Origin of the sequence: Sphingopyxis selenitireducens (genome assembly GCF_051550705.1) — a bacterium.
Taxonomy (GTDB): domain Bacteria; phylum Pseudomonadota; class Alphaproteobacteria; order Sphingomonadales; family Sphingomonadaceae; genus Sphingopyxis.
Genome location: NZ_JBPULG010000006.1, coordinates 173,503 through 193,076, shown reverse-complemented (window position 1 = coordinate 193,076; position 19,574 = coordinate 173,503). Strand labels below are relative to the sequence as shown.

At 64.0% G+C, this 19,574-nt stretch carries 23 protein-coding genes; 10 read left to right on the top strand and 13 right to left on the bottom strand.

Going from position 1 to position 19,574, the window contains the following annotated elements; all coding sequences use genetic code 11:
- Positions 1-2: 2 nt before the first annotated feature.
- From rpe to ACSYDV_RS19495, 6 genes are all read right to left on the bottom strand, one after another.
- On the bottom strand, positions 3-674 hold the full coding sequence (gene rpe / locus ACSYDV_RS19520; protein WP_438325617.1) for a ribulose-phosphate 3-epimerase: 672 nt from the start codon (positions 672-674) through the stop codon (positions 3-5).
- A gap of 103 nt (positions 675-777) precedes the next feature.
- Positions 778-1,020, bottom strand: a complete 243-nt coding sequence (locus ACSYDV_RS19515) for a hypothetical protein (RefSeq protein ID WP_438325616.1) — start codon at positions 1,018-1,020, stop codon at positions 778-780.
- Positions 1,021-1,022: 2 nt separating this feature from the next.
- Positions 1,023-1,226 (bottom strand): type II toxin-antitoxin system antitoxin, encoded by a 204-nt coding sequence (locus ACSYDV_RS19510; protein ID WP_438325615.1) that lies wholly within the window; start codon positions 1,224-1,226, stop codon positions 1,023-1,025.
- A gap of 10 nt (positions 1,227-1,236) precedes the next feature.
- Positions 1,237-2,139, bottom strand: coding sequence for an SPFH domain-containing protein (locus ACSYDV_RS19505; RefSeq protein ID WP_438325614.1), 903 nt, complete (start codon positions 2,137-2,139; stop codon positions 1,237-1,239).
- A 113-nt stretch (positions 2,140-2,252) separates the two neighbouring features.
- Complete coding sequence (locus ACSYDV_RS19500) at positions 2,253-4,451, bottom strand: M3 family metallopeptidase (RefSeq protein ID WP_438325613.1); 2,199 nt, start codon at positions 4,449-4,451, stop codon at positions 2,253-2,255.
- 281 nt (positions 4,452-4,732) lie between these two features.
- Positions 4,733-5,602 carry an SMP-30/gluconolactonase/LRE family protein gene (locus ACSYDV_RS19495; RefSeq protein ID WP_438325612.1) on the bottom strand — a complete coding sequence of 290 codons (870 nt, stop codon included), beginning with the start codon at positions 5,600-5,602 and terminating at the stop codon, positions 4,733-4,735.
- 299 nt (positions 5,603-5,901) lie between these two features.
- Between ACSYDV_RS19495 and ACSYDV_RS19490 the strand changes: the two genes are divergently transcribed.
- The 4 genes from ACSYDV_RS19490 to ACSYDV_RS19475 all read left to right on the top strand — a co-directional run bounded on the left by ACSYDV_RS19490 (position 5,902) and on the right by ACSYDV_RS19475 (position 9,756).
- Entirely contained in the window at positions 5,902-7,056 is a 1,155-nt protein-coding gene (locus ACSYDV_RS19490) for an acyl-CoA dehydrogenase family protein (protein WP_438325611.1), read from the top strand.
- A gap of 204 nt (positions 7,057-7,260) precedes the next feature.
- Complete coding sequence (locus ACSYDV_RS19485; RefSeq protein WP_438325610.1) at positions 7,261-8,430, top strand: acetyl-CoA C-acetyltransferase; 1,170 nt, start codon at positions 7,261-7,263, stop codon at positions 8,428-8,430.
- A gap of 104 nt (positions 8,431-8,534) precedes the next feature.
- On the top strand, positions 8,535-9,317 hold the full coding sequence (locus tag ACSYDV_RS19480) for an SDR family NAD(P)-dependent oxidoreductase (RefSeq protein WP_438325609.1): 783 nt from the start codon (positions 8,535-8,537) through the stop codon (positions 9,315-9,317).
- Position 9,318: 1 nt separating this feature from the next.
- On the top strand, positions 9,319-9,756 hold the full coding sequence (locus ACSYDV_RS19475; protein WP_438325607.1) for an acyl-CoA thioesterase: 438 nt from the start codon (positions 9,319-9,321) through the stop codon (positions 9,754-9,756).
- Positions 9,757-9,940: 184 nt separating this feature from the next.
- On the opposite strand, the gene gmk is transcribed toward ACSYDV_RS19475, so the two are convergent.
- Entirely contained in the window at positions 9,941-10,603 is a 663-nt protein-coding gene (gene gmk / locus ACSYDV_RS19470) for a guanylate kinase (protein ID WP_438325606.1), read from the bottom strand.
- 52 nt (positions 10,604-10,655) lie between these two features.
- Here gmk and ACSYDV_RS19465 point away from each other — a divergent pair, with 52 nt between their 5' ends.
- Positions 10,656-11,219: a DUF2585 domain-containing protein gene (locus ACSYDV_RS19465; RefSeq protein ID WP_438325605.1), complete on the top strand. Its 564-nt coding sequence runs from the start codon at positions 10,656-10,658 to the stop codon at positions 11,217-11,219.
- 11 nt (positions 11,220-11,230) lie between these two features.
- Here ACSYDV_RS19465 and ACSYDV_RS19460 read toward each other — a convergent pair whose 3' ends face one another.
- The 5 genes from ACSYDV_RS19460 to ACSYDV_RS19440 are packed head-to-tail and all read right to left on the bottom strand — an operon-like array spanning position 11,231 to position 14,209.
- Positions 11,231-11,581 carry a VOC family protein gene (locus tag ACSYDV_RS19460; protein WP_438325603.1) on the bottom strand — a complete coding sequence of 117 codons (351 nt, stop codon included), beginning with the start codon at positions 11,579-11,581 and terminating at the stop codon, positions 11,231-11,233.
- 26 nt (positions 11,582-11,607) lie between these two features.
- A complete protein-coding gene (locus tag ACSYDV_RS19455; RefSeq protein WP_438325602.1) occupies positions 11,608-11,976 on the bottom strand; it encodes a hypothetical protein in 369 nt (122 codons plus the stop codon).
- A gap of 40 nt (positions 11,977-12,016) precedes the next feature.
- Entirely contained in the window at positions 12,017-13,414 is a 1,398-nt protein-coding gene (gene fumC, locus ACSYDV_RS19450) for a class II fumarate hydratase (protein ID WP_438325601.1), read from the bottom strand.
- A complete protein-coding gene (locus ACSYDV_RS19445) occupies positions 13,411-13,722 on the bottom strand; it encodes a hypothetical protein (RefSeq protein WP_438325599.1) in 312 nt (103 codons plus the stop codon). The genes fumC and ACSYDV_RS19445 overlap by 4 nt, the downstream gene beginning before the upstream one ends.
- Before the next feature lie 4 nt (positions 13,723-13,726).
- The gene (locus ACSYDV_RS19440) at positions 13,727-14,209 is read right to left on the bottom strand and encodes an SspB family protein (RefSeq protein WP_438325597.1); all 483 of its coding nucleotides are present in this window, start codon (positions 14,207-14,209) and stop codon (positions 13,727-13,729) included.
- An 87-nt stretch (positions 14,210-14,296) separates the two neighbouring features.
- On the opposite strand from ACSYDV_RS19440, the gene hisB reads away from it, so the two are divergent.
- The 5 genes from hisB to ACSYDV_RS19415 all read left to right on the top strand — a co-directional run bounded on the left by hisB (position 14,297) and on the right by ACSYDV_RS19415 (position 18,267).
- A complete protein-coding gene (gene hisB / locus ACSYDV_RS19435; RefSeq protein WP_438325595.1) occupies positions 14,297-14,884 on the top strand; it encodes an imidazoleglycerol-phosphate dehydratase HisB in 588 nt (195 codons plus the stop codon).
- An 8-nt stretch (positions 14,885-14,892) separates the two neighbouring features.
- On the top strand, positions 14,893-15,501 hold the full coding sequence (gene hisH / locus ACSYDV_RS19430; protein WP_438325594.1) for an imidazole glycerol phosphate synthase subunit HisH: 609 nt from the start codon (positions 14,893-14,895) through the stop codon (positions 15,499-15,501).
- Positions 15,489-16,235: a 1-(5-phosphoribosyl)-5-[(5-phosphoribosylamino)methylideneamino]imidazole-4-carboxamide isomerase gene (hisA, locus tag ACSYDV_RS19425; protein WP_438325593.1), complete on the top strand. Its 747-nt coding sequence runs from the start codon at positions 15,489-15,491 to the stop codon at positions 16,233-16,235. The genes hisH and hisA overlap by 13 nt, the downstream gene beginning before the upstream one ends.
- A gap of 115 nt (positions 16,236-16,350) precedes the next feature.
- Positions 16,351-17,115, top strand: coding sequence for an imidazole glycerol phosphate synthase subunit HisF (hisF, locus tag ACSYDV_RS19420; protein ID WP_438325592.1), 765 nt, complete (start codon positions 16,351-16,353; stop codon positions 17,113-17,115).
- 63 nt (positions 17,116-17,178) lie between these two features.
- On the top strand, positions 17,179-18,267 hold the full coding sequence (locus ACSYDV_RS19415) for a calcium:cation antiporter (protein WP_438325591.1): 1,089 nt from the start codon (positions 17,179-17,181) through the stop codon (positions 18,265-18,267).
- Positions 18,268-18,298: 31 nt separating this feature from the next.
- On the opposite strand, the gene ACSYDV_RS19410 is transcribed toward ACSYDV_RS19415, so the two are convergent.
- Complete coding sequence (locus ACSYDV_RS19410) at positions 18,299-19,435, bottom strand: beta-ketoacyl-ACP synthase III (protein WP_438325590.1); 1,137 nt, start codon at positions 19,433-19,435, stop codon at positions 18,299-18,301.
- Between the last annotated feature and the right edge of the window lie 139 nt (positions 19,436-19,574).

Here is a 19,574-nt window from a genome sequence, read left to right as displayed (position 1 = left end):
GCTCAGGCGCCGCGCAGCCGTCGGATATTGTCGGCATAAGCGTCGGGGCCGCCCTTGAAGGTCGCGGTGCCCGCGACCAGCACGTCGGCGCCCGCGGCGATCGCCAGCGGCGCGGTTGCGGCGTCGATCCCGCCATCGACTTCCAGCCTGATATCGCGGCCGGTCTTGTCGATCATCTTCCTGACCGCCTCGATCTTGCGCAACTGGCTCGAAATGAAGCTCTGACCGCCGAAGCCGGGGTTGACGCTCATGATCAGCACCAGGTCGATGTCGTCGATCAGATAGTCGAGCATCTTCGCCGGAGTCGCGGGGTTCAGCGACACGCCCGCCTGCTTGCCCAGCGACTTGATGTGCTGGACGGTGCGATGGATGTGGGGGCCGGCCTCCGGGTGGACGGTGATGATGTCGGCGCCCGCCGCGGCAAAGGCGTCGAGGAAATGATCGACCGGCGAGATCATCAGATGGACATCGAAGGGCAGGGTCGAGTGCGGACGCAGCGCCTTTACCACCGCCGGGCCGATCGTCAGATTGGGGACGTAATGGCCGTCCATGACGTCGATATGGACCCAGTCGGCGCCCGCGGTTTCGATCGCGCGCACTTCCTCGCCCAGCCGCGCGAAGTCGGCGCTGAGGATGGATGGGGCGATGCGGACGGGGGCGGGATGGGCGGTCATGGAATCGGCCTTAACCATCAAGCCCGTGAGGGGCAAGCGGGGCCGCGCATGGCAGCGATATTAGGCCCCGTTCGGGCGCCGGTCGGCGGCATGGAGCGTTGTTCTAGCGCCAGCGCCAGCCGCCCTCGGTTCTGGCGCGATAGATCGGCATCGGGGCGAGCGCCGCCAGCACGACAGCGATGGTCATCGCGACGGGCCGACCCTGCAGCAGGACGGCCAGCCCGGCAATCATCGCAATATGAAGCAACAGGAACAGCCAGCCCTGCCAGACGATGGGCAGGCCGGTGCCGTAACCATGACGTTTGGCGCGGAACCATGGGCCCTTTTGTGTGATGAGGTGCAGCATGATCAGTCTTTCTCTTTCGATGGACGGCCGCGTTTGGCGGGAACCGGGGGCTTCACCTGAACGCCGCGTCGCGCCAGTGCCTCACGCAGCAACACCTCGATCTCGGCATTGGCGCTGCGCAATTCGGCCGCCGCCATTCGCTCGATCGCCGCATAGAGTGCGGGATCGAGGCGAAGGGCGAAGGCTTTTCTGGCAGATGCGGACATGATGGCCGCGTCAATAGAGCGAGCCGGCGTTGACGACGGGCTGGGTGTCGCGTTCGCCGCACAGCACGACCATCAGGTTCGAGACCATCGCCGCCTTGCGTTCGTCGTCGAGGTCGACGACGCCCTTTTCGGACAATTGGATCAGCGCCATTTCGACCATCGTCACCGCCCCTTCGACCAGTTTCTTGCGTGCCGCGATCACGGCTTCGGCCTGTTGGCGGCGGAGCATCGCCCCGGCGATTTCCTGCGCATAGGCGAGGTGGGTCAGGCCGCATTCGTCGACCGTGATCCCCGCGACGCTCAGCCGTTCGATCAGCGCCTTGCGCAGCTCGACGCCGACTTCGTCATGATTGCCGCGCAGCGTCACTTCCTGATGCTCGATATCGTCATAGGGATAGCGCGAGCCGATCGAGCGCACCGCGGCCTCGATCTGCGCCATGACGAATTCCTTGTAATCGTCGACGTCGAACAGGGCCTGCGCGGTATCGGTGACGCGCCACACGACCTGCGCCGCCATCTCGATCGGGTTGCCGCGCAGGTCGTTGACCTTGATCTTGTCCGAAATCACATTGTTCGCGCGCACCGCGATCTTGTGGCGGGTCAGCCATGGCAGCACCCAGCGCAGTCCGCTTTCGCGATCCGTCCCCTTATAGGCGCCGAACAGCTGGATCGCGGCGGCTTCATTGGGGTTGATCAGATAGAATCCGCACAGGATCAACGTGCCGGCGACGGCGCTGGCCCCGAGCATGGCGATGGTCGTGGACGAGGCATTGTCGCTCGCCAGCTGGACGCCGCACCAGATGGCGAGGGCCAGGAGCGCCAGCCAGATGAGCAGCATGACATAGCCGCTCGCGGTGGCGGCGCGGACCTCACGGGTCGGATTCAGGCCCGCCGCTGCATTCGAATCGCTCATATTGCCCTCCGATATAATTATGATATCATATTTATAGCAGATTTGCGGATGGTCAACCGCAAAACAAAGGGGGCGAAATCGCCCCCTTTGCCTTTGTCTTTGCCGTGTTCGACTTATTCGCCGGTCGGGAAACCGCGCTTCCGGAGCAGCGCCTTCACGTCGGGGTCGCGGCCGCGGAAGGCGCGATAGGCCTCGGCGCGGTCGGTTTCGTTGCCGGTCATGAGCAGGATGGTGCGGAACTTGTCGGCGACGGTGCGATCCCACGGGCCGCCGGCTTCGGTGAAGGCCGCCCAGGTGTCGGCGTCCATCGTCTCGGACCACAGATAGCTGTAATAGCCGGCCGAATAGGCGTCCGAGCTGAACAAATGGCCGAACTGCGGCAGGCGGTGCCGCATGACGATTTCCTTCGGCATGCCGATTTCCGCCAGCGTGTCGCGCTCGAACTTGTCGATGTCGGTCGGCGGCGTCTTGCGGTCGTGCATCTTCATGTCGACGATCGCGCTCGACAGATATTCGACCGTCTCAAAGCCCTGATTGAACTTGTTCGACGCGAGGATCTTGTCGACCAGCGCCTGCGGCATCGGCTTGCCCGTCTGGTAGTGGGTCGCATATTTCGACAGGATTTCGGGCGTCATCAGCCAGTTTTCGTTCACCTGGCTCGGGAATTCGACGAAGTCGCGCGGGACGCCGGCGAGCGCGGGATAATTGACCTGCTGCAGCAGATAATGAATGCCGTGGCCGAATTCGTGGAACAGCGTCGTGGCATCGTCCAGGCTGATCAGCGTGGGTTCGCCCTTCGCCGCTTCGGTGAAATTATTGTTGTTCGAGGCGAGGACGTTGCGTTCGCCGCCCAGCGTCTGCTGGGCGCGATAGGTGGTCATCCACGCGCCCGACCGCTTTCCGTCGCGCGCGAAATTATCGAGGTAGAAGACGCCGACATTTTCGTTGGTCTTGAGATTATAGACCTCGAACGTCCGCACCTTGGGATCGAAGACCGGGATGGTGCCGGTATTTTCCTTGAAGCCCAGATCGTAAAGCTGGCCCGCGGCCCAGAACATGCCGTCGACCAGCTTGTCGAGCTGAAGATAGGGCTTCACTTCGCTTTCATCGAGGTCGTACTTCGCCTTGCGGACCTTTTCCGAATAATAGCGATAGTCCCAGGGTTCGATGGTGATTTTCGGGCCCTTGCCGGCCTTGGCTTCGGCGTCGGCGATCGTCTGCATGTCGGCGACCTCTTCCTTCGCGCGCGCGACAGCGCCGGGCCAGACCTTCATCATCAGACCCATCGCATTTTCCGGCGTCTTCGCCATCGTGTCGGCCATGCGGTAATGCGCGTGGGTCGGGAAACCGAGCAGTTCGGCGCGCTGCTGGCGCAGCTTCAATATCTCGGCGATCGTCGCATTGGTGTCATTGGCGTTGCCATTGTCGCCGCGGCCGACGAATGCGCGCCAGACTTTCTCGCGCAGGGCGCGGTCGGTGGCGTTCTGCAGCACCGGCTGCGCCGACGAACGCGTGTTCTTGATCGCATATTGGCCGGGCTTGCCCGCGGCTTCGGCAGCCGAGGCGAGCGACGCGATAAAGCCGGCGTCGAGCCCGCCCAGTTCGGCCTTGTCGGCGACGAGCGTGTAGAGCTTTTCATCGCCGAGCAGTTTCGACGAGAAGCCGGAGAACAGGCTTTCAAGCTTGGAGTTGAGCTCGACCAGCTTCGTCTTGTCGGCGGGCGACAAATTGGCGCCGTCGCGGACCATTTCGTCATAGCTGCGCTCGACGATACGGATCTGCTGCGCGTTGAGGCCGCTGGTCAGGCGCTTGTCATACACCGCCTTGTAGCGGGCGAAGAGCTTGGGATCGAGGAATAGCTCGGTGTAGAAAGTGGTGAGCTTGGGGCTCCATTCGGCGTCGATGGCCTCGACCCGGTCGTTCGACTTGTTCGACGTCTGCACGCCCCACAGTGCGCCCAGCCGGTCCATTGTGTCGCCCGCGAGCATCATCGGGACATGGGTGTTTTCAAAGGTCGGCGCAGCGGGATTGTCGATCACCGCCTGCACTTCGGCCTTCACGTCAGCCATCGCCTTGGGAAAGGCGGTGGGGAAAAGTTCGGGGTCGAGCTTGTCCCACGGCGGCACGCCTTCATAGGGGCCGGTCCATGGCGCGAGCAGCGGGTTTTCGCCGGCGGGCGCGGTGGCGGTGGCCGGCTTGGCGGCGGCGGTTTCGGCGGCAGTGACAGTCATCTGACTATAACCCGTGAAAAGCGCAGTCGATGCAAGCAGGATCGACAGGCGACGGACGAGGGGGTGCGCGGTGCGCGGCATCGTTGGAATCTCCCGAGGAAAAGGTTTCGAATGAAATCTTTTTCAGCCTTAAACCGGGAGGACGAAAGAGTGCAAGCAGCGCACGGCGCCCGCGCAACTTTATTCCAAAGTATAGGAAGTACACACTGCGTCCCCCCTCATTTTCCCTCCCACGCGGGGTGCGGAGGGGTTCGGGGGTGTGGGAGGCGGGATGGGCAGAGCCGGGCATGAGGGCGATGTTATGCCCGCCGCAGAATGTAGGACAGCGAAAAAAGCGGCGGCGCCTTTGCGGGCGGATCGGCCTATCCCCCGAAGTTCGCCTGCGCCAATCCCGGCACATCGACGCCGAAAGAGAAGACGCCGCCGGCGTGCGGTTGCGTCACGCGTTCTTCGTCGGTCAGATTCTTGCCCGCGCTGGTCACGAACGCGGTTTTCAGGTCATCGCCGCCGAACGCGATCATCGTCGGGCGCTGGACCGGCAGCTCGACCGTCTGAAGCAACTCGCCCGCAGGCGACAGGCGCACGACGCGCCAGCCATCCCACAGCGCCGACCAGTAACAGCCCTCGGCATCGACCGCGGCGCCGTCGGGGCGGCCATGGCCGCGTTCGAACTGGTGCAGGACGCGGGCGGCGCCGAGCGCGCCGGTCGCCGGGTCGAGATCATAAGCGTCGACGCGATGCGTCGGGGTGTCGGCGTGATAGAAGGTCCGCCCGTCGGGGCTGAAGGCGGCGCCGTTGCTGGTGGTGAGGCCGCCGAAGATTTGGGTCAGCGACCCGTCGGGGTCGAGGCGATAGAGCGTCGCCGCGGGGTTCGCCTTGTCGCTTGTCACGCTGCCCACCCACAGCCGCCCGGCGGCGTCGATACAGCCATCGTTGAAGCGTTGTTCGGGTTTGTCGGCGAGTATCGCGGGGCCAAGGGCGCGCGGCGTAGCGCCCCAGCTATCGATCAGCGCGCAGCCGTTTTCGAGTGCGGCAACAAGTCCGCCGCCCGCTCTCGGGGCGATGCAGCCGACCTGCTCGGCGAGGTCCATGGCCTCGTCGGCACCCGTTACGGGATCGGTGCGATGGATTTTGCGGCTCTCGATATCGACCCAATAGAGGCGAGCTTCGGCAACATGCCAGAAAGGCGATTCGCCGAGCAGAGCGCCGGCGTCGAGGAGCAGTTCGACCATGGGCGGCACCCTAGCGCGACCCGTTGGTGCTGCCCAGCGGCTGCAAACCTATTCGTTCCACCGCACATATCCATCGCCCCCGCGAAGGCGGGGGGCGCCAGAAACCTTGCGCTTCGCCGATTGCGGCCTCCGCCTTCGCGGGCGCGACGAACCAGTCTCATGCCGTAACGGCATTTCTACTTGACGTGCACGTAAACGTAAGGTCAGGTGTGCGGTGAAGGCCGTGCCTTGGGCGCGCGGCTGTTGGCGCGTTCCGGCTCCCCGATGTCGTCCGGTCGCACTGGAGAAGAGGAAAGACCATGTCGCTCGATAATCTGTCGCGAACCGCCTATGGCGAAGACCATGAAGCCTTCCGCGCCACGGTGCGGCAGTTCCTCGAAAAAGAAATCGCGCCCAACGCCGCGAAATGGGCCGAGGAAGGCATCGTTCCCAAGGATATCTGGCCCAAGGCGGGTGAGCTGGGCATGCTGTGCCCGACGGTTCCCGAGGAATATGGCGGGCTGGGCCTGGACTTCGGCTACAATGCCATCGTCGATGAAGAGAGCGCCTATTATGGCCGCGCGACGACGGGTTTCTCGCTCCAGTCGGACATCGTCACCAGCTATATCGTGAAATATGGCAGCGAAGAGCAGAAGAAGCACTGGCTGCCCAAGATGGTTTCGGGCGAGGTGATCACCGCGATCGCGATGACCGAACCGGGCACCGGCAGCGACCTTCAGGGCATGCGCACGACCGCGAAGAAGGATGGCAATCACTATGTCATCAACGGGTCGAAGACGTACATCACCAATGGCCAGAATGCCGACCTGATCCTCGTCTGCGTCAAGACCGATACCGAAGTTCAGCCGGCGTGGAAGGGCGTTTCGATCGTCCTCGTCGAGGCCGACCGCGAAGGATATGAGCGCGGCCGCAACCTCGACAAGATCGGGCAGGACGAAGCCGATACGTCGGAAATGTTCTTCAAAGATGTGCGCGTGCCGATCACCAACTGCCTTGGCGAAGAAGGCAAGGGCTTCATCTATCTGATGAGCGAGCTTCCCCAGGAGCGGTTGTCGATCGCGGTGTCGGCGCAGGCGTCGGCGCAGCGCGCGTTCGACGATACCGTCGAGTTCACACGCGACCGCAAGGCGTTCGGCAAGCCGGTCCTCGATTTCCAGAACACGCGCTTCGTCCTCGCCGATTTGAAGACCAAGCTGCAGGTTGGCTGGGCCCACCTCGACTGGGCGCTGGCGCGTCACCTGAAGAAGGAACTGACCCCCGAAGAGGGCGCCGGGGCGAAGCTGTGGCACACCGAACTTCAGTGGGAAGTGATGGACAAGTGCCTCCAGCTCCACGGCGGCGCGGGTTATATGAATGAATATCCGATCGCCCGCGCCTGGCGCGCGGCGCGCGTGACGCGCATCTTTGGCGGCACGAACGAAATCATGAAGGAACTGATCGGGCGCAAGCTCTGACGCGAAAACTCTCTCCCTTTTAGGGAGAGAAAGACCTGGCTTGGCGGCTCGCCGCCTAGCAAGTCTTGTGAGGGGATCTTACCTTGGCGTTGTCATGAGACGTCCACCCCCCTCACCCAGCTTCGACTAGGCGGACGAGCCGCCAAGTCTCCGCAACCCTCTCCCTCAAGGGAGAGGGGAATTGGATTTGAAAGGAATATCCCCATGGCCGAAGCCTATATCGTAGACGCCGTTCGTACCGCTGGCGGCAAGCGCGGCGGCAAGCTCGCCGGCATTCACCCCGTCGATCTGGGCGCCGCGGTGTTCGACGCGATCGCCGATCGCAATGATTTCGATACCAAGGCGATCGAAGACGTCATCACCGGCTGCGTATCGCAGGGCGGGCAGCAGTCGGGCGATCTCGGCCGCAACGCCGTTCTCGCTTCGAACCTGCCCGATTCGATCCCGTCGGTGACGATCGACCGCCAGTGCGGTTCGTCGCAGCAGGCGATGATGTTCGCGGCGCAGGGCATTTTGTCGGGCACGCAGGACATGGTCCTCGCGAGCGGCATCGAAAGCATGTCGCGCGTGCCGATGGGCTCGACCGCGATGCTGTATATGAAGGAAGGCATGGGCAATTATAAATCGCCCCGGCTCGAGGAAAAATATCCCGGCATCATGTTCAGCCAGTTCATGGGCGCCGAAATGATCGTCAAGAAGCATGGCTTCACCAAGGACGACCTCGACGCCTATGCGTATGAAAGCCATCTTCGCGCCAAGGCGGCGACCGAAGCCGGGCGTTTCCAGCGCGAGATCGTCGGCGTCGAAATCGAAACCCCCGAAGGCAAGCAGGTCCATCTGGTCGACGAAGGCATTCGCTTCGACGCGACGCTGGAGGGCATTGCCGGGGTCAAGCTGTTGCAGGAAGGCGGTTCGATCACTGCGGCTTCGGCCAGCCAGATTTGCGATGGCGCTTCGGCGGTGCTGATCTGTTCGGAACAGGCGCTGAAAGACCATGGTCTGACCCCGCGCGCGCGCATCCACCATGTGTCGGTGACCGCGGGCGATCCGGTGATCATGCTCGAAGAGCCGCTGTTCGCGACCGAAAAGGCGCTGAAGCGCGCGGGCATGAAGATCGAGGATATCGACGCCTATGAGGTCAACGAGGCGTTTGCCCCGGTGCCGCTCGCGTGGCTGAAATATCTGGGCGCGGACCATAGCCGCCTGAACGTCCATGGCGGCGCGATCGCGCTGGGCCACCCGCTCGGCGCCAGCGGCACCAAGCTGATGGCGACCTTGCTGGGTGTGCTCGATGCGACCGGCGGCAAATATGGCCTCCAGACGATGTGCGAAGGCGGCGGTCAGGCCAACGTCACAATCATCGAACGGCTGTAAACAATTTAGCGTCGCCCCCGCGAAGGCGGGGGCCGCTATCGGGGTAGCGCAAGGCTGCCAACGGCCCCCGCCTTCGCGGGGGCGACGACTTAAGGGAGAAAACCATGAAACTCGATTCCACCGTATCCGCCGTCGTCACCGGCGGCGCCTCGGGCCTCGGCGCCGCCACCGCGCGTGCGCTCGCCGCAAAGGGCGTCAAGGTCGCGATCTTTGACCTTCAGGAAGAAAAGGGTCTCGCGCTCGCAGCCGAAATCGGCGGCGTCTTCTGCGAAGTGAATGTCACCGACGACGCCAGCGTCGATGCCGGTTTTGCCAAGGCGCGCGAAGCCCATGGTCAGGAACGCATCCTCGTCAACTGCGCCGGCACCGGCAATGCGATCAAGACCGCGAGCCGCAGCAAGGAAGACGGCAGCATCAAGCATTTCCCGCTCGATGCGTTCAACTGGCTGATCCAGATCAACCTCGTCGGCACCTTCCGCTGCATCGCCAAGTCGGCGGCGGGCATGATGACGCTCGATACGATGGAAGACGGCGAGCGCGGCGCGATCGTCAACACCGCGTCGGTCGCGGCCGAGGACGGCCAGATCGGTCAGGCGGCCTATTCGGCGTCGAAGGGCGGCGTCGTCGGCATGACCCTGCCGATCGCGCGCGACCTCAATAACGAGAATATCCGCGTCAACACGATCCTGCCGGGCATTTTCGACACCCCGCTGCTCGCCGGCGCGCCGCAGAATGTCCGCGACGCGCTGGGCGCATCGGTGCTCAACCCGAAGCGCCTCGGCAACCCGGCCGAATATGCCAATCTTGCCATGTGCATGATCGAAAACGGCTATTTCAACGGCGAAGACGTTCGCCTCGACGGCGGCATCCGCATGGCGCCGCGCTGATATGGCCAAACCGGAAAGCTGGCGGCTCGATGCCGCCAGCTACCCCGTCTGCACGGAATTTCAGACGCGGTTCCAGGATATGGATATCAACGGCCACCTCAACAATGTGGCCTTTGCCGCCCTGTTCGAAAGCGGCCGCGTGCTGCTCAACCGGCAGGTGAGCCCGCTCACCGAACGGGCGAATGGGGAGCGCACGATGGTTGCGGCGGTCGAGATCAACTATCTCGCCGAGGGCAATTTCCCCGACCCGGTCCGGATCGCGACGGGTATCGGCCGGATCGGTACGTCGAGCTGGACGATCGTGCAGGCGATGTTTCAGAATGGGCGTGCGATCGCGAGCTGCGATACGGTGGTCGTGTGCCGGACCGATGGTCAGGCGAAGCCGCTGCGCGCGGAGATGGTTGCCGAGCTGACGGCCAATCTGGTGACGCCGGCCTAACTCCTTCTCCCTCGATGGGAGAAGGATACGCAGCCTTGTCGCGAAGCGGCTAGGCGAAGTTGGATGAGGGTGATGGCGCGTCATCGCGCCACCGCTTCAGGCCGAGACCGCACCCCTACCGCTGCGACTAGCCAGCAAGCTGGCAAGTCTCGCTGCCTCCCCCATCAAGGGGGAGGGGTAAAAATCAGAGCTTTTTATCCGCATCGGGGACCGACCGGATCAGGTCGCGGGCAAAGCCGATCAGGCCGATCTGGCGGCGGCGCTTCAGCCGTTCGGCGCGCAGGATCGCCTGGACTTCGCCGTAGCAGCTTTCGACCTCGTCATTGATCAGCACATAGTCATAGCCGTCCCAGTGGCTGATCTCGTTCGCGGCGCGTTCCATGCGCGCGGTGATCACTTCGTCGCTGTCGGTGTTGCGGCTGCGCAGGCGGCGTTCGAGTTCTTCCATCGTCGGCGGCAGGACGAAGACGCGCACGACGTCGGGGCCGGCTTCCTGATACAGCTGCTGCGCGCCCTGCCAGTCGATGTCGAACAACACGTCCTTGCCCGCCGCCAGCAGATCTTCGACATGATGGCGCGGCGTGCCATAGCGATGGCCGAACACATGCGCCCATTCCAGAAATTCGCCGTCGGCGGCCATTTTCTTGAAGGTGTCGGTGTCGACGAAATGATAATGAACCCCGTCGATTTCGCCCGGACGCGGCGGGCGCGTGGTCGCGGAGATCGAGAGCGCGATATGATCGTCGGTCTCGAGCATCATCCTCGAAATGGTGGTCTTGCCTGCGCCCGAGGGCGAGGAGAGGACGAACAACACGCCGCGGCGGTTCAGGTGGACGCTTTCAGCCATGGGGGCTATTCGCGAAAGCTGCGCCAGCGGTCAAGCGCGAAGGGGACGGGGTATGGCAGGAATTTCGCGTAAGGGCTGGCTGGTCGCGGCGGCGCTGCTCGCGATTTTTACCGCGATCCTGTTTGCGATGGGACGTCCGCCGATCTGCCCGTGCGGCACCGTCAGCCTGTGGCACGGCGTCGTCCAGTCGAACCAGAACAGCCAGCAGATTTCGGACTGGTATAGTTTCAGCCACATCATCCACGGCTTCATCTTTTACGGCCTGTCGCGCTGGCTGTTGCCGCGCCAGCCCTTGTGGATCGCGCTGGCGCTGGCCATCGGGATCGAGGCGGCGTGGGAAATACTGGAAAATTCGCCGGTCATCATCAACCGCTATCGCGAGGTGACGATGGCCTATGGCTATGCGGGCGATTCGATCCTCAATTCGGTGAGCGACGCCATTTTCATGATGCTGGGGTTTCTGGCGGCGAGCCGGATGCGCTGGTGGGTGACGGTTTCGATCGCGATCGCGTTCGAACTGTTCACGCTGTGGACGATCCGCGACAATCTGACGCTCAATGTGCTGATGCTGGTCTCGCCGGTGGAAGCGATCAAGGAATGGCAGGCAGGCGGGTAGCGTAGACCGGGTTACCGGTGCGACAGGATGTTCAGCAGACGTCCAAAGGGGTCACGGACGAAGAAGCGCTCGACACCCCATGGCTCTGTGACGGGGCCGTATTCGATCAACAGTCCGGCATCGACTATCCGCCGGTGAACAGGGGAGAGGTCGTCCACCTCGATCGAAAGGTCCGGAACAGGCGTACCCGATCCGCCTTCGCTGGCGAAACTTATCTGTGGGCTTTGATTGCCCGTGCCCGCAAAGGTGATGATCCAGCCATGGTCCATGACGATATCCATGCCGAGAATATCGCCGTAAAAACTCTTCGCGGCGCTGACGTCGTCCGCCGCGATATTGGCTGTCACCCGTTGTACGACCATGGCTGTCGGCTTTCGACCGGTCCCTGTCAGTGGATGGCGTTGCTGCGTCCGTTGGCATCGGCCGGGATCGCAGGCGGCAAAGCGTCGCCCATCGTCTGACCGTCGGGCGGAACATTGGCCGTCCCAGCATAGGTGTCGACGACCCCGGCATCGATCAAGGCGCGGTCGGCCGTATGGGCCTCTTTTGCCGTCCGGCGCGTTTGCGCGCGTTCGGCCCATTTCTTGGTGAGATAGCCCGCCGCCATCGTCGCCGCGAGTACCGCATAGCGCTGCGGAATCAGCCGGCGCGCCGCGAACAATGTCGCCGCGCCGATCACTGTGCCAGCGACGGGGTGGTTGCCGTTTTTCTGTCCAATTGCGCCGCCGAGGACGCCGCCAACGATCCGACCGATCATGCCCATCTCTCCTTCTCCCCCTATAATCCGCGAACCGGGCTCAGGGTTCCGGGCCGAGCATCGTGCGCGGATCGACCAGCCGGTCGAAAGTCGCACTATCGACAGCGCCCAGAGCGAGCGCGGCCTCTTTCAGCGTGCTGCCGTTTTCATGTGCATGCTTCGCGATCTTCGCCGCCTTGTCATAGCCGATTTCGGGCGCGAGTGCGGTGACGAGCATCAGCGAGCGTTGCATCAGATCGTCGATCCGCGCGCGATTGGGTTCGAGGCCGAGGACGCAATGTTCGGTGAAGCCCGCCATGCCGATGCTCAGCAATTCGATCGAACGCAGGACATTGGCGCCGATCAGTGGCTTGAAGACATTGAGTTCGAGATGGCCTTGCAGCCCGCCGACGGTCGCCGCCTGATGATTGCCGATCACCTGACCCGCGACCATCGTCAGCATTTCGCACTGGGTCGGGTTGACCTTGCCCGGCATGATCGAGCTGCCGGGCTCGTTCGCGGGCAGGTCGAGCTCGCCGAGTCCGGCGCGCGGGCCCGATCCGAGCAGGCGGATATCGTTGGCGATCTTGGTCAGTGCGACCGCGAGGGTGTTCAGTGCGCCCGAGAAGAAGACGAGCCCGTCGTTCGACCCCAGCGCCTCGAACTTGTTGGGTGCGGGTTCAAAGGCGATCCCCGTGCCGCGGCTGAGTTCGGCAGCCATCGCGACGTCGAAACCGGCGGGGGCATTCAGCCCCGTGCCGACTGCGGTGCCGCCCTGCGCCAGTCTGCATATATCCTGTGCGAGCGCACCTTCGATCCGCGCCCGGCAGGCGGTGAGCTGTGCGACATAGCCCGAAAACTCCTGTCCCAGCGTCAGCGGGGTCGCATCCTGCAAATGGGTGCGGCCGATCTTGACGATATCGGTCCAGGCGTCGGCTTTGGCGGCGAGCGCATTGGTCAGCGTGGCGAGCGCGGGAAGCAGCCGCGCCGTCGTCTCGACCGCGACCGCGACGTGCAGCGCGGTCGGAAAGCTGTCGTTCGACGACTGCGCCATGTTGACATGATCATTGGGGTGGACGGGCGATTTGCCGCCACGCGTTCCGGAAAGTGCCTCGTTGGCGATGCCGGCGATCACCTCATTGGCGTTCATATTCGACTGGGTGCCGCTGCCCGTCTGCCAGATGGCGAGCGGGAACTGATCGTCATATTGGCCAGCTACGACGGCGTCGGCCGCGGCGGCGATTGCGTCGGCGAGCCCGCCTTCGAGGCCGTGGGCGCGGTTGACGCGTGCCGCGGCGCCCTTGATCCGTGCCAGCGCGTGGACGATCGGCAACGGCATCCGTTCATGCGCGGGGAAAGCGAAATTGTGGCGGCTGCGTTCGGTCTGTGCGCCCCAATAAGCGTCTGCCGACACCGCGATCTCGCCGATGCTGTCACTTTCGAGCCGCGTGTCGCTCATCCCGCCAATATCCTTGTCACCAACACCGAGCCTGCCCAGATCATCGCGACCAGCCCGAGCATCTGCCAATAGCCGGCATCGCCGACGCGGCGGCGCAGCCATGCCGCGGCCAGCCAGACGAGAAGGAGCGCCGGGGTCAGGATCAGCAGGCTGAAGCGCAGCAGGCCGTCGGCGATCTGGCTGCGCGTACCGCCGCTTTCGAACTGCGCATAGCCCGTGACGCTCCACCAGAAGGCGGCGGTCAGCACCAGCATCCCGGCGAGGGCCCAATATTGCCAGAAGCGCGTCGGAGGCCAGGGATCGGCCATGCCGTTAACGCTTCTTGCCGAAATCCACGGTCACGACGTTCGACCCATCCTCGGTCGTGACGTCGGGGCGATCGTTATCGGCCTCGTCATGCGGTTCGGGTTCGACGGCATCGTCGTCGCTGACCTGGAACTGCAGCCCGAAATCGACCGACGGATCGACAAAAGCGGTAATCGCCGCATAGGGAATGGTCAGGATCGACGGCGTCTGGTTGAACGACAGGCCGACGCTGAAATAATCATCGTCGACATGCAGGTCCCAGAAACGATTCTGGAGGACGATCGTCATCTCGTCGGGGAATTTGGCGATCAGATGCGCCGGAATATTCACCCCGGGCGCCTGCGTCTTGAACGTGATGTAGAAATGATGCTCGCCGGGAAGGCTGTCATATCCCACAATCTGCCGCAGCACGCGGCCGACCACGGCGCGCAGGGCATCCTGCACGATTTCGTCATAGGGAATCAGGCTGTCGCGGACGTCGTCACTCATGGCGGAGGGGGATGAACGGGCGGCGCGCACGGGTCAAGAGGGGAGAGTCACCTTGCGCGGTAAAAAGTGGGTGCTATGGGAGCGCTCATGCGAACCGCCACTGTCCAGCGAACGACCAAGGAAACCGACATCGCCATCACCGTCAACCTTGACGGAACGGGCGAATATCAGGTGTCCACCGGTATCGGCTTCCTCGATCATATGGTCGAACAATTGTCGCGGCATTCGCTGATCGACATCAGCATGGCGGTGAAGGGCGATTTGCACATCGACCAGCATCACACGGTTGAAGATTCGGCGCTCGCGCTGGGCGAAGCGGTCGCCCAGGCGCTCGGCGACAAGCGCGGCATCGCGCGCTATGGCGAGGCGCACGCGCCGATGGACGAAACGCTGACGCGCTGCGCGCTCGACATTTCGGGGCGGCCCTATTGCGTCTATAAATCGGGCTTCTCGCAGCCGCGCCTCGGCGAAATGGATACCGAGATGTTTCCGCACTGGTTCGCGAGCTTTGCGCAGACCGCGGGGATCACGCTGCACCTCGAGACGCTGTACGGCGAGAATAATCATCATATCGCCGAATCGAGCTATAAGGCGCTCGCGCGCGCGCTGCGTCAGGCGATTGCGATCGACCCGCGCAAGGGCGATGCGATTCCCAGCACCAAGGGCGTTTTGTAGGGCCCGTCATGAGCGCCATCGCCCTGATCGACTATGGCGCGGGCAATCTTCGCTCGGTGCATAATGCGCTCGTCGCGGCGGGCGCGAGCGATGTCGCCGTCACCTCCGACCCCGATATCGTCGCGCGCGCCGACCGGATCGTGCTGCCCGGCGTGGGCGCCTTCGCGTCGTGCATGAACGGGCTGTCCGCCATTGATGGGCTGGTCGAGGCGATGGAGCGGCGGGTGCGCGGTGATGGCGCGCCTTTCCTGGGGATTTGCGTCGGCATGCAGTTGCTCGCCGATGCGGGCGAGGAACATGGCCGTCACGCCGGGCTAGGCTGGATCGGCGGCACGGTGCGCGCCTTTGCGCCCCAGCCCGGCCTTCGCATCCCGCACATGGGCTGGAACGATGTCGAGCCGGCGTTCGCTCACCCGGTGATCGCGCGCGGCGAGGCCTATTTTCTTCACAGCTTTCATTTCGCCGACGCCGCCGATGTCGCGGCGACGAGCAGCCATGGCGGGACCTTCACCGCGGCGGTCGCGAAGGACAATATCGTCGGCGTTCAATATCACCCCGAAAAGAGCCAGGCCTATGGCCTCGCGACACTGGAAAGATTTCTCGCATGGCGCCCGTAGCTTCTGGCCTGACCATCTTCCCCGCGATCGACCTTAAAGGCGGGCAGGTCGTGCGGCTGGCCGAGGGCGATATGGATCGTGCGACGGTCTATGGCGACGATCCGGCGGCGCAGGCGCGGCTGTTCGCGGATGCGGGCGCATCGCATCTGCATGTCGTCGATCTCGACGGCGCTTTTGCCGGTGAAAGCGTCAATGGCGCGGCGGTCGAGAGCATCATTGCGGCCTTTCCGGGCAAGGTGCAGGTCGGCGGCGGTATCCGCGACCGCGCGGGGGTCGACCGCTGGCTGGCGCTGGGCGTTGAGCGGGTGATCATCGGCACGGCGGCGCTGAAAGACCCCGAATTCGTCAAATCGGCCGCGCGCGATCTGCCCGGCCGGATCGTCGTCGGGGTCGATGCCCGCGATGGCATGGTCGCGACCGAAGGCTGGGCCGATGTGTCCGATGTGCGCGTCGAGGATCTTGCACGCCGCTTCGAGGATGCTGGGGTCGCCGCGCTGCTGTTCACCGACGTTGGCCGCGACGGCTTGCTCAAGGGCTGCAATGTCGAGGCGACGGTCGCGCTGGCGCGCACGGTCGCCATTCCGGTCATCGCGAGCGGCGGGGTTGCCGATATCGGCGATATTCATGCGCTGCGCCCGCATGTCGGCGACGGAATCGAAGGCGTGATCACCGGGCGCGCGCTGTACGACGGGCGGCTCGATCTGGCCGAAGCGATTGCGGCGGGGCGGGGATGAATAACGCCCCCATCACCGTTCGCATCGAGCGTAGTCGAGATGCCTCACGGCTGAGCGCATGGTCGATGGGTGTCTCGACTTCGCTCGACACGAACGGATTTGAGGGCATCGCACCATGACCGTCCGCGTCCGCGTCATTCCCTGCCTCGACGTTGCCGATGGGCGCGTGGTGAAGGGCGTGAATTTCGTCGATTTGCGCGATGCCGGCGATCCGGTCGAGGCGGCACGCGCCTATGATGCGGCGGGCGCCGACGAGCTGTGCTTCCTCGATATCAGCGCGAGCCATCAGGGGCGCGGCACCCTGCTCGACATGGTCGGGCGCACCGCCGAAGTCTGCTTCATGCCGCTGACCGTCGGCGGCGGGGTGCGCAGCGCCGAGGATGCGCGCGCGCTGCTGCTCGCCGGGGCCGACAAGGTTGCGGTCAACAGCGCCGCGGTCGCGCGGCCCGAGCTGGTCGCCGATATCGCCGACCGCTTCGGCAGCCAATGCGCGGTCGGCAGCATCGACGCGCGTCGCGTCGAAGAGGGCCGGTGGGAAATTTTCACCCATGGCGGGCGCAAGGCGACCGGGATCGACGCGCTGGAGCATGCGGTGCGGCTGGCCGAATTGGGCGCGGGCGAATTGCTCGTCACCAGCATGGACCGCGACGGGACGCGCGATGGCTATGACCTCGCGCTCGTCCGCGCCATCGCCGACGCGGTGACGGTGCCGGTGATCGCGAGCGGCGGGGTCGGCAACCTCGACCATCTGGTCGCCGGGGTGATCGAGGGCGGCGCGAGCGCGGTGCTGGCCGCCAGCATCTTTCATTTCGGCGAAGCGACGATCGCCGAGGCGCATGCCCGGCTTGCCGCAGCGGGATTGCCTGTTCGTTCCCATTAAGCCCGCGCACATTAGTTGCGTCTGAGGGGTGGTCATGTGGTTTTGTGGCTGCAATAGGAGCCCATGACCAAGAAGCTTCGCCTTGCCGACCGCACCAACGACATCTTCCCGATCCTGGGTTTCCTTGCCGCGATGGCGAGCCTTGCGCTGCCGCTCAACGCCTTTCTCGTCGGCGTCATTCTGGCTGGCGCCATTATCGCCGCGGTCCACCATGCCGAGGTGATCGCGCACCGCGTCGGCGAGCCTTTTGGCACGCTGATCCTCGCGCTGGCGGTCACGGTGATCGAGGTCGGACTGATCCTGACGCTGATGCAGGCCGAGCCGAGCAAGGCCCAGACCCTCGCGCGTGACACGGTGTTCGCGGCGGTGATGGTGATTTTGAACCTGCTCATGGGTCTCTGCCTGCTCAGCGGGGCGATCCGTCATCACGAACAGCGCTTTCAGCGTACCGGGATCGGCGCCGCGCTCGCGACGCTCACCGTGCTGACCGTCGTGTCGCTGGTCCTTCCCAATTTTACGTCGAGCGTGCCCGGACCCTTTTATTCGGAGACGCAGCTGGGGTTCGTCGCGGCGGTGTCGCTGATCCTCTATGCGACCTTCGCGCTGGTGCAGACGGTGCGGCACCGCGACTATTTTCTTCCCGATGGCGATGCCGACGGCGACGGTGTGCCTGACGCCCACGCCGCGCCGCCGAGCGCCCAGCGCACCGCCATTTCGGGCGCGCTGCTGCTCGCGAGTCTGGTCGCGGTCGTCCTGCTTGCCAAGAATCTGTCGCCGGTCATGGGCGCCTTGCTGGCCGACTGGGGCGCGCCGCCTGCGGTGCTGGGCGTGCTGATCGCGGCGCTGATCCTTGCGCCCGAAGGGCTTGCGGCGGTGCGTGCGGCGAAGTCCGACCGCTTGCAGACCAGCCTCAACCTTGCGCTCGGTTCGGCGCTCGCGACGATCGGCCTGACCATTCCGGCGGTGGCGATCCTGTCGATCGTGACCGACCTGCCGATCAGCCTGGGTCTCGATGCCAAATCGACCGTGCTGCTGTTCCTGTCGCTGATCGTGTCGGTGCAGACGCTGGCGAACGGGCGCACGACGGTGCTGCAGGGGGTGATCCACCTGATGCTGTTTGCGATTTACCTGTTCACGACCTTCGTGCCTTGATCCTCGCCCCCGCCTGCGCGGGGGCGACGGATTATGTTTTGCGGATAAACACCGTACCCGCCGAGTAACCCGCACCGAACGAACAGATCAGTCCGGTGTCGCCCGCCGCCAGATCGTCATGGTGGAGGTGGAAGGCGATGATCGATCCGGCGCTCGACGTATTGCCATAGGTGTCGAGTACGGTGGGGCTTTCGGTTTCGCTGGCTTCATGCCCCAGCACGCGGTGCGCGATCAGCCGGTTCATGTTGGTGTTCGCCTGATGCAGCCACAGGCGGCGCATGTCGCCGCCCTCAAGGCCCAGCTTTTCCATCTGCTCGACGATCAGATTGGCGACCCAGGGCACGACTTCCTTGAACACCTTGCGGCCCTCCTGAACGAAGAGCTTGTCGGTTTTGGCACTGGACTGATCGATGTCGCCATGGGCGCGATTCAGGAACCCGAAATTGTTGCGGATGTTGTTCGAGAATTGCGTCTTGAGCTTGGTGCCCAGAATATCCCAATGGCCAGCAGGCGCGATCGCCTTGTCCTCGACGAGGATCGCGGTTGCAACGTCGCCGAAGATGAAGTGGCTGTCGCGGTCGCGCCAGTTGAGGTGGCCCGAACAGATTTCGGGGTTCACGACGAGGACGCTTCGGGCATGGCCGGCGCGGATATAGTCGGCGGCGGTCTGGATGCCGAAGGTCGCCGAGGAGCAGGCGACATTCATGTCGAAACCGAAACCGTCGATGCCGAGCGCGTCCTGAATTTCGACCGCCATCGCGGGATAGGCGCGCTGCATGTTCGACGCCGCACACAGTACCGCATCGACGTCCGCCGCGTCGCGCCCGGCGCGCGCGAGGGCATCCTTCGCCGCCGCAACCCCGATCTCGGCGAGGATCGAGAGTTCGTCGTTGCTCCGCTCGGCGAGGCGCGGGGCCATATGCGCGGGGTCGAGAATTCCTGCCTTGTCGACGACGAAGCGCGAAGCGATGCCGCTGGCCTTCTCGATGAATTCGACGCTCGATTCGGTGAGTAGGGCGACATCGCCCGACGCGATCGCATCCGCATGTTCGGCATTATGCCGCGCGACATAGGCGTTGAAGCTGGCGACGAGTTCCTGATTGGAAATGCATTCGGCGGGGGTGAACAGGCCGGTGGCCGAGATGACCGGCTGCGGTGCGTGCGACATGATGAACCTATATGTGTCGTGGGTCGGACAGGTTGATTAGGCCTGTGCGCAGTGCGGCGCAACGCCCCCGCGCGATGCTGAACATTTCCCGCAGTCATGGTTAACTTGACGCTAACCTGTTTGGTGGCAGACTGCCCAG

Coding starts and splice junctions, on each gene's coding strand:
- rpe (WP_438325617.1), bottom strand. CDS start 674: ATGACCGCCCATCCCGCCCCCGTCCGCATCGCCCCATCCATCCTCAGC.
- ACSYDV_RS19515 (WP_438325616.1), bottom strand. CDS start 1,020: ATGCTGCACCTCATCACACAAAAGGGCCCATGGTTCCGCGCCAAACGT.
- ACSYDV_RS19510 (WP_438325615.1), bottom strand. CDS start 1,226: ATGTCCGCATCTGCCAGAAAAGCCTTCGCCCTTCGCCTCGATCCCGCA.
- ACSYDV_RS19505 (WP_438325614.1), bottom strand. CDS start 2,139: ATGAGCGATTCGAATGCAGCGGCGGGCCTGAATCCGACCCGTGAGGTC.
- ACSYDV_RS19500 (WP_438325613.1), bottom strand. CDS start 4,451: ATGCCGCGCACCGCGCACCCCCTCGTCCGTCGCCTGTCGATCCTGCTT.
- ACSYDV_RS19495 (WP_438325612.1), bottom strand. CDS start 5,602: ATGGTCGAACTGCTCCTCGACGCCGGCGCTCTGCTCGGCGAATCGCCT.
- ACSYDV_RS19490 (WP_438325611.1), top strand. CDS start 5,902: ATGTCGCTCGATAATCTGTCGCGAACCGCCTATGGCGAAGACCATGAA.
- ACSYDV_RS19485 (WP_438325610.1), top strand. CDS start 7,261: ATGGCCGAAGCCTATATCGTAGACGCCGTTCGTACCGCTGGCGGCAAG.
- ACSYDV_RS19480 (WP_438325609.1), top strand. CDS start 8,535: ATGAAACTCGATTCCACCGTATCCGCCGTCGTCACCGGCGGCGCCTCG.
- ACSYDV_RS19475 (WP_438325607.1), top strand. CDS start 9,319: ATGGCCAAACCGGAAAGCTGGCGGCTCGATGCCGCCAGCTACCCCGTC.
- gmk (WP_438325606.1), bottom strand. CDS start 10,603: ATGGCTGAAAGCGTCCACCTGAACCGCCGCGGCGTGTTGTTCGTCCTC.
- ACSYDV_RS19465 (WP_438325605.1), top strand. CDS start 10,656: ATGGCAGGAATTTCGCGTAAGGGCTGGCTGGTCGCGGCGGCGCTGCTC.
- ACSYDV_RS19460 (WP_438325603.1), bottom strand. CDS start 11,581: ATGGTCGTACAACGGGTGACAGCCAATATCGCGGCGGACGACGTCAGC.
- ACSYDV_RS19455 (WP_438325602.1), bottom strand. CDS start 11,976: ATGATCGGTCGGATCGTTGGCGGCGTCCTCGGCGGCGCAATTGGACAG.
- fumC (WP_438325601.1), bottom strand. CDS start 13,414: ATGAGCGACACGCGGCTCGAAAGTGACAGCATCGGCGAGATCGCGGTG.
- ACSYDV_RS19445 (WP_438325599.1), bottom strand. CDS start 13,722: ATGGCCGATCCCTGGCCTCCGACGCGCTTCTGGCAATATTGGGCCCTC.
- ACSYDV_RS19440 (WP_438325597.1), bottom strand. CDS start 14,209: ATGAGTGACGACGTCCGCGACAGCCTGATTCCCTATGACGAAATCGTG.
- hisB (WP_438325595.1), top strand. CDS start 14,297: ATGCGAACCGCCACTGTCCAGCGAACGACCAAGGAAACCGACATCGCC.
- hisH (WP_438325594.1), top strand. CDS start 14,893: ATGAGCGCCATCGCCCTGATCGACTATGGCGCGGGCAATCTTCGCTCG.
- hisA (WP_438325593.1), top strand. CDS start 15,489: ATGGCGCCCGTAGCTTCTGGCCTGACCATCTTCCCCGCGATCGACCTT.
- hisF (WP_438325592.1), top strand. CDS start 16,351: ATGACCGTCCGCGTCCGCGTCATTCCCTGCCTCGACGTTGCCGATGGG.
- ACSYDV_RS19415 (WP_438325591.1), top strand. CDS start 17,179: ATGACCAAGAAGCTTCGCCTTGCCGACCGCACCAACGACATCTTCCCG.
- ACSYDV_RS19410 (WP_438325590.1), bottom strand. CDS start 19,435: ATGTCGCACGCACCGCAGCCGGTCATCTCGGCCACCGGCCTGTTCACC.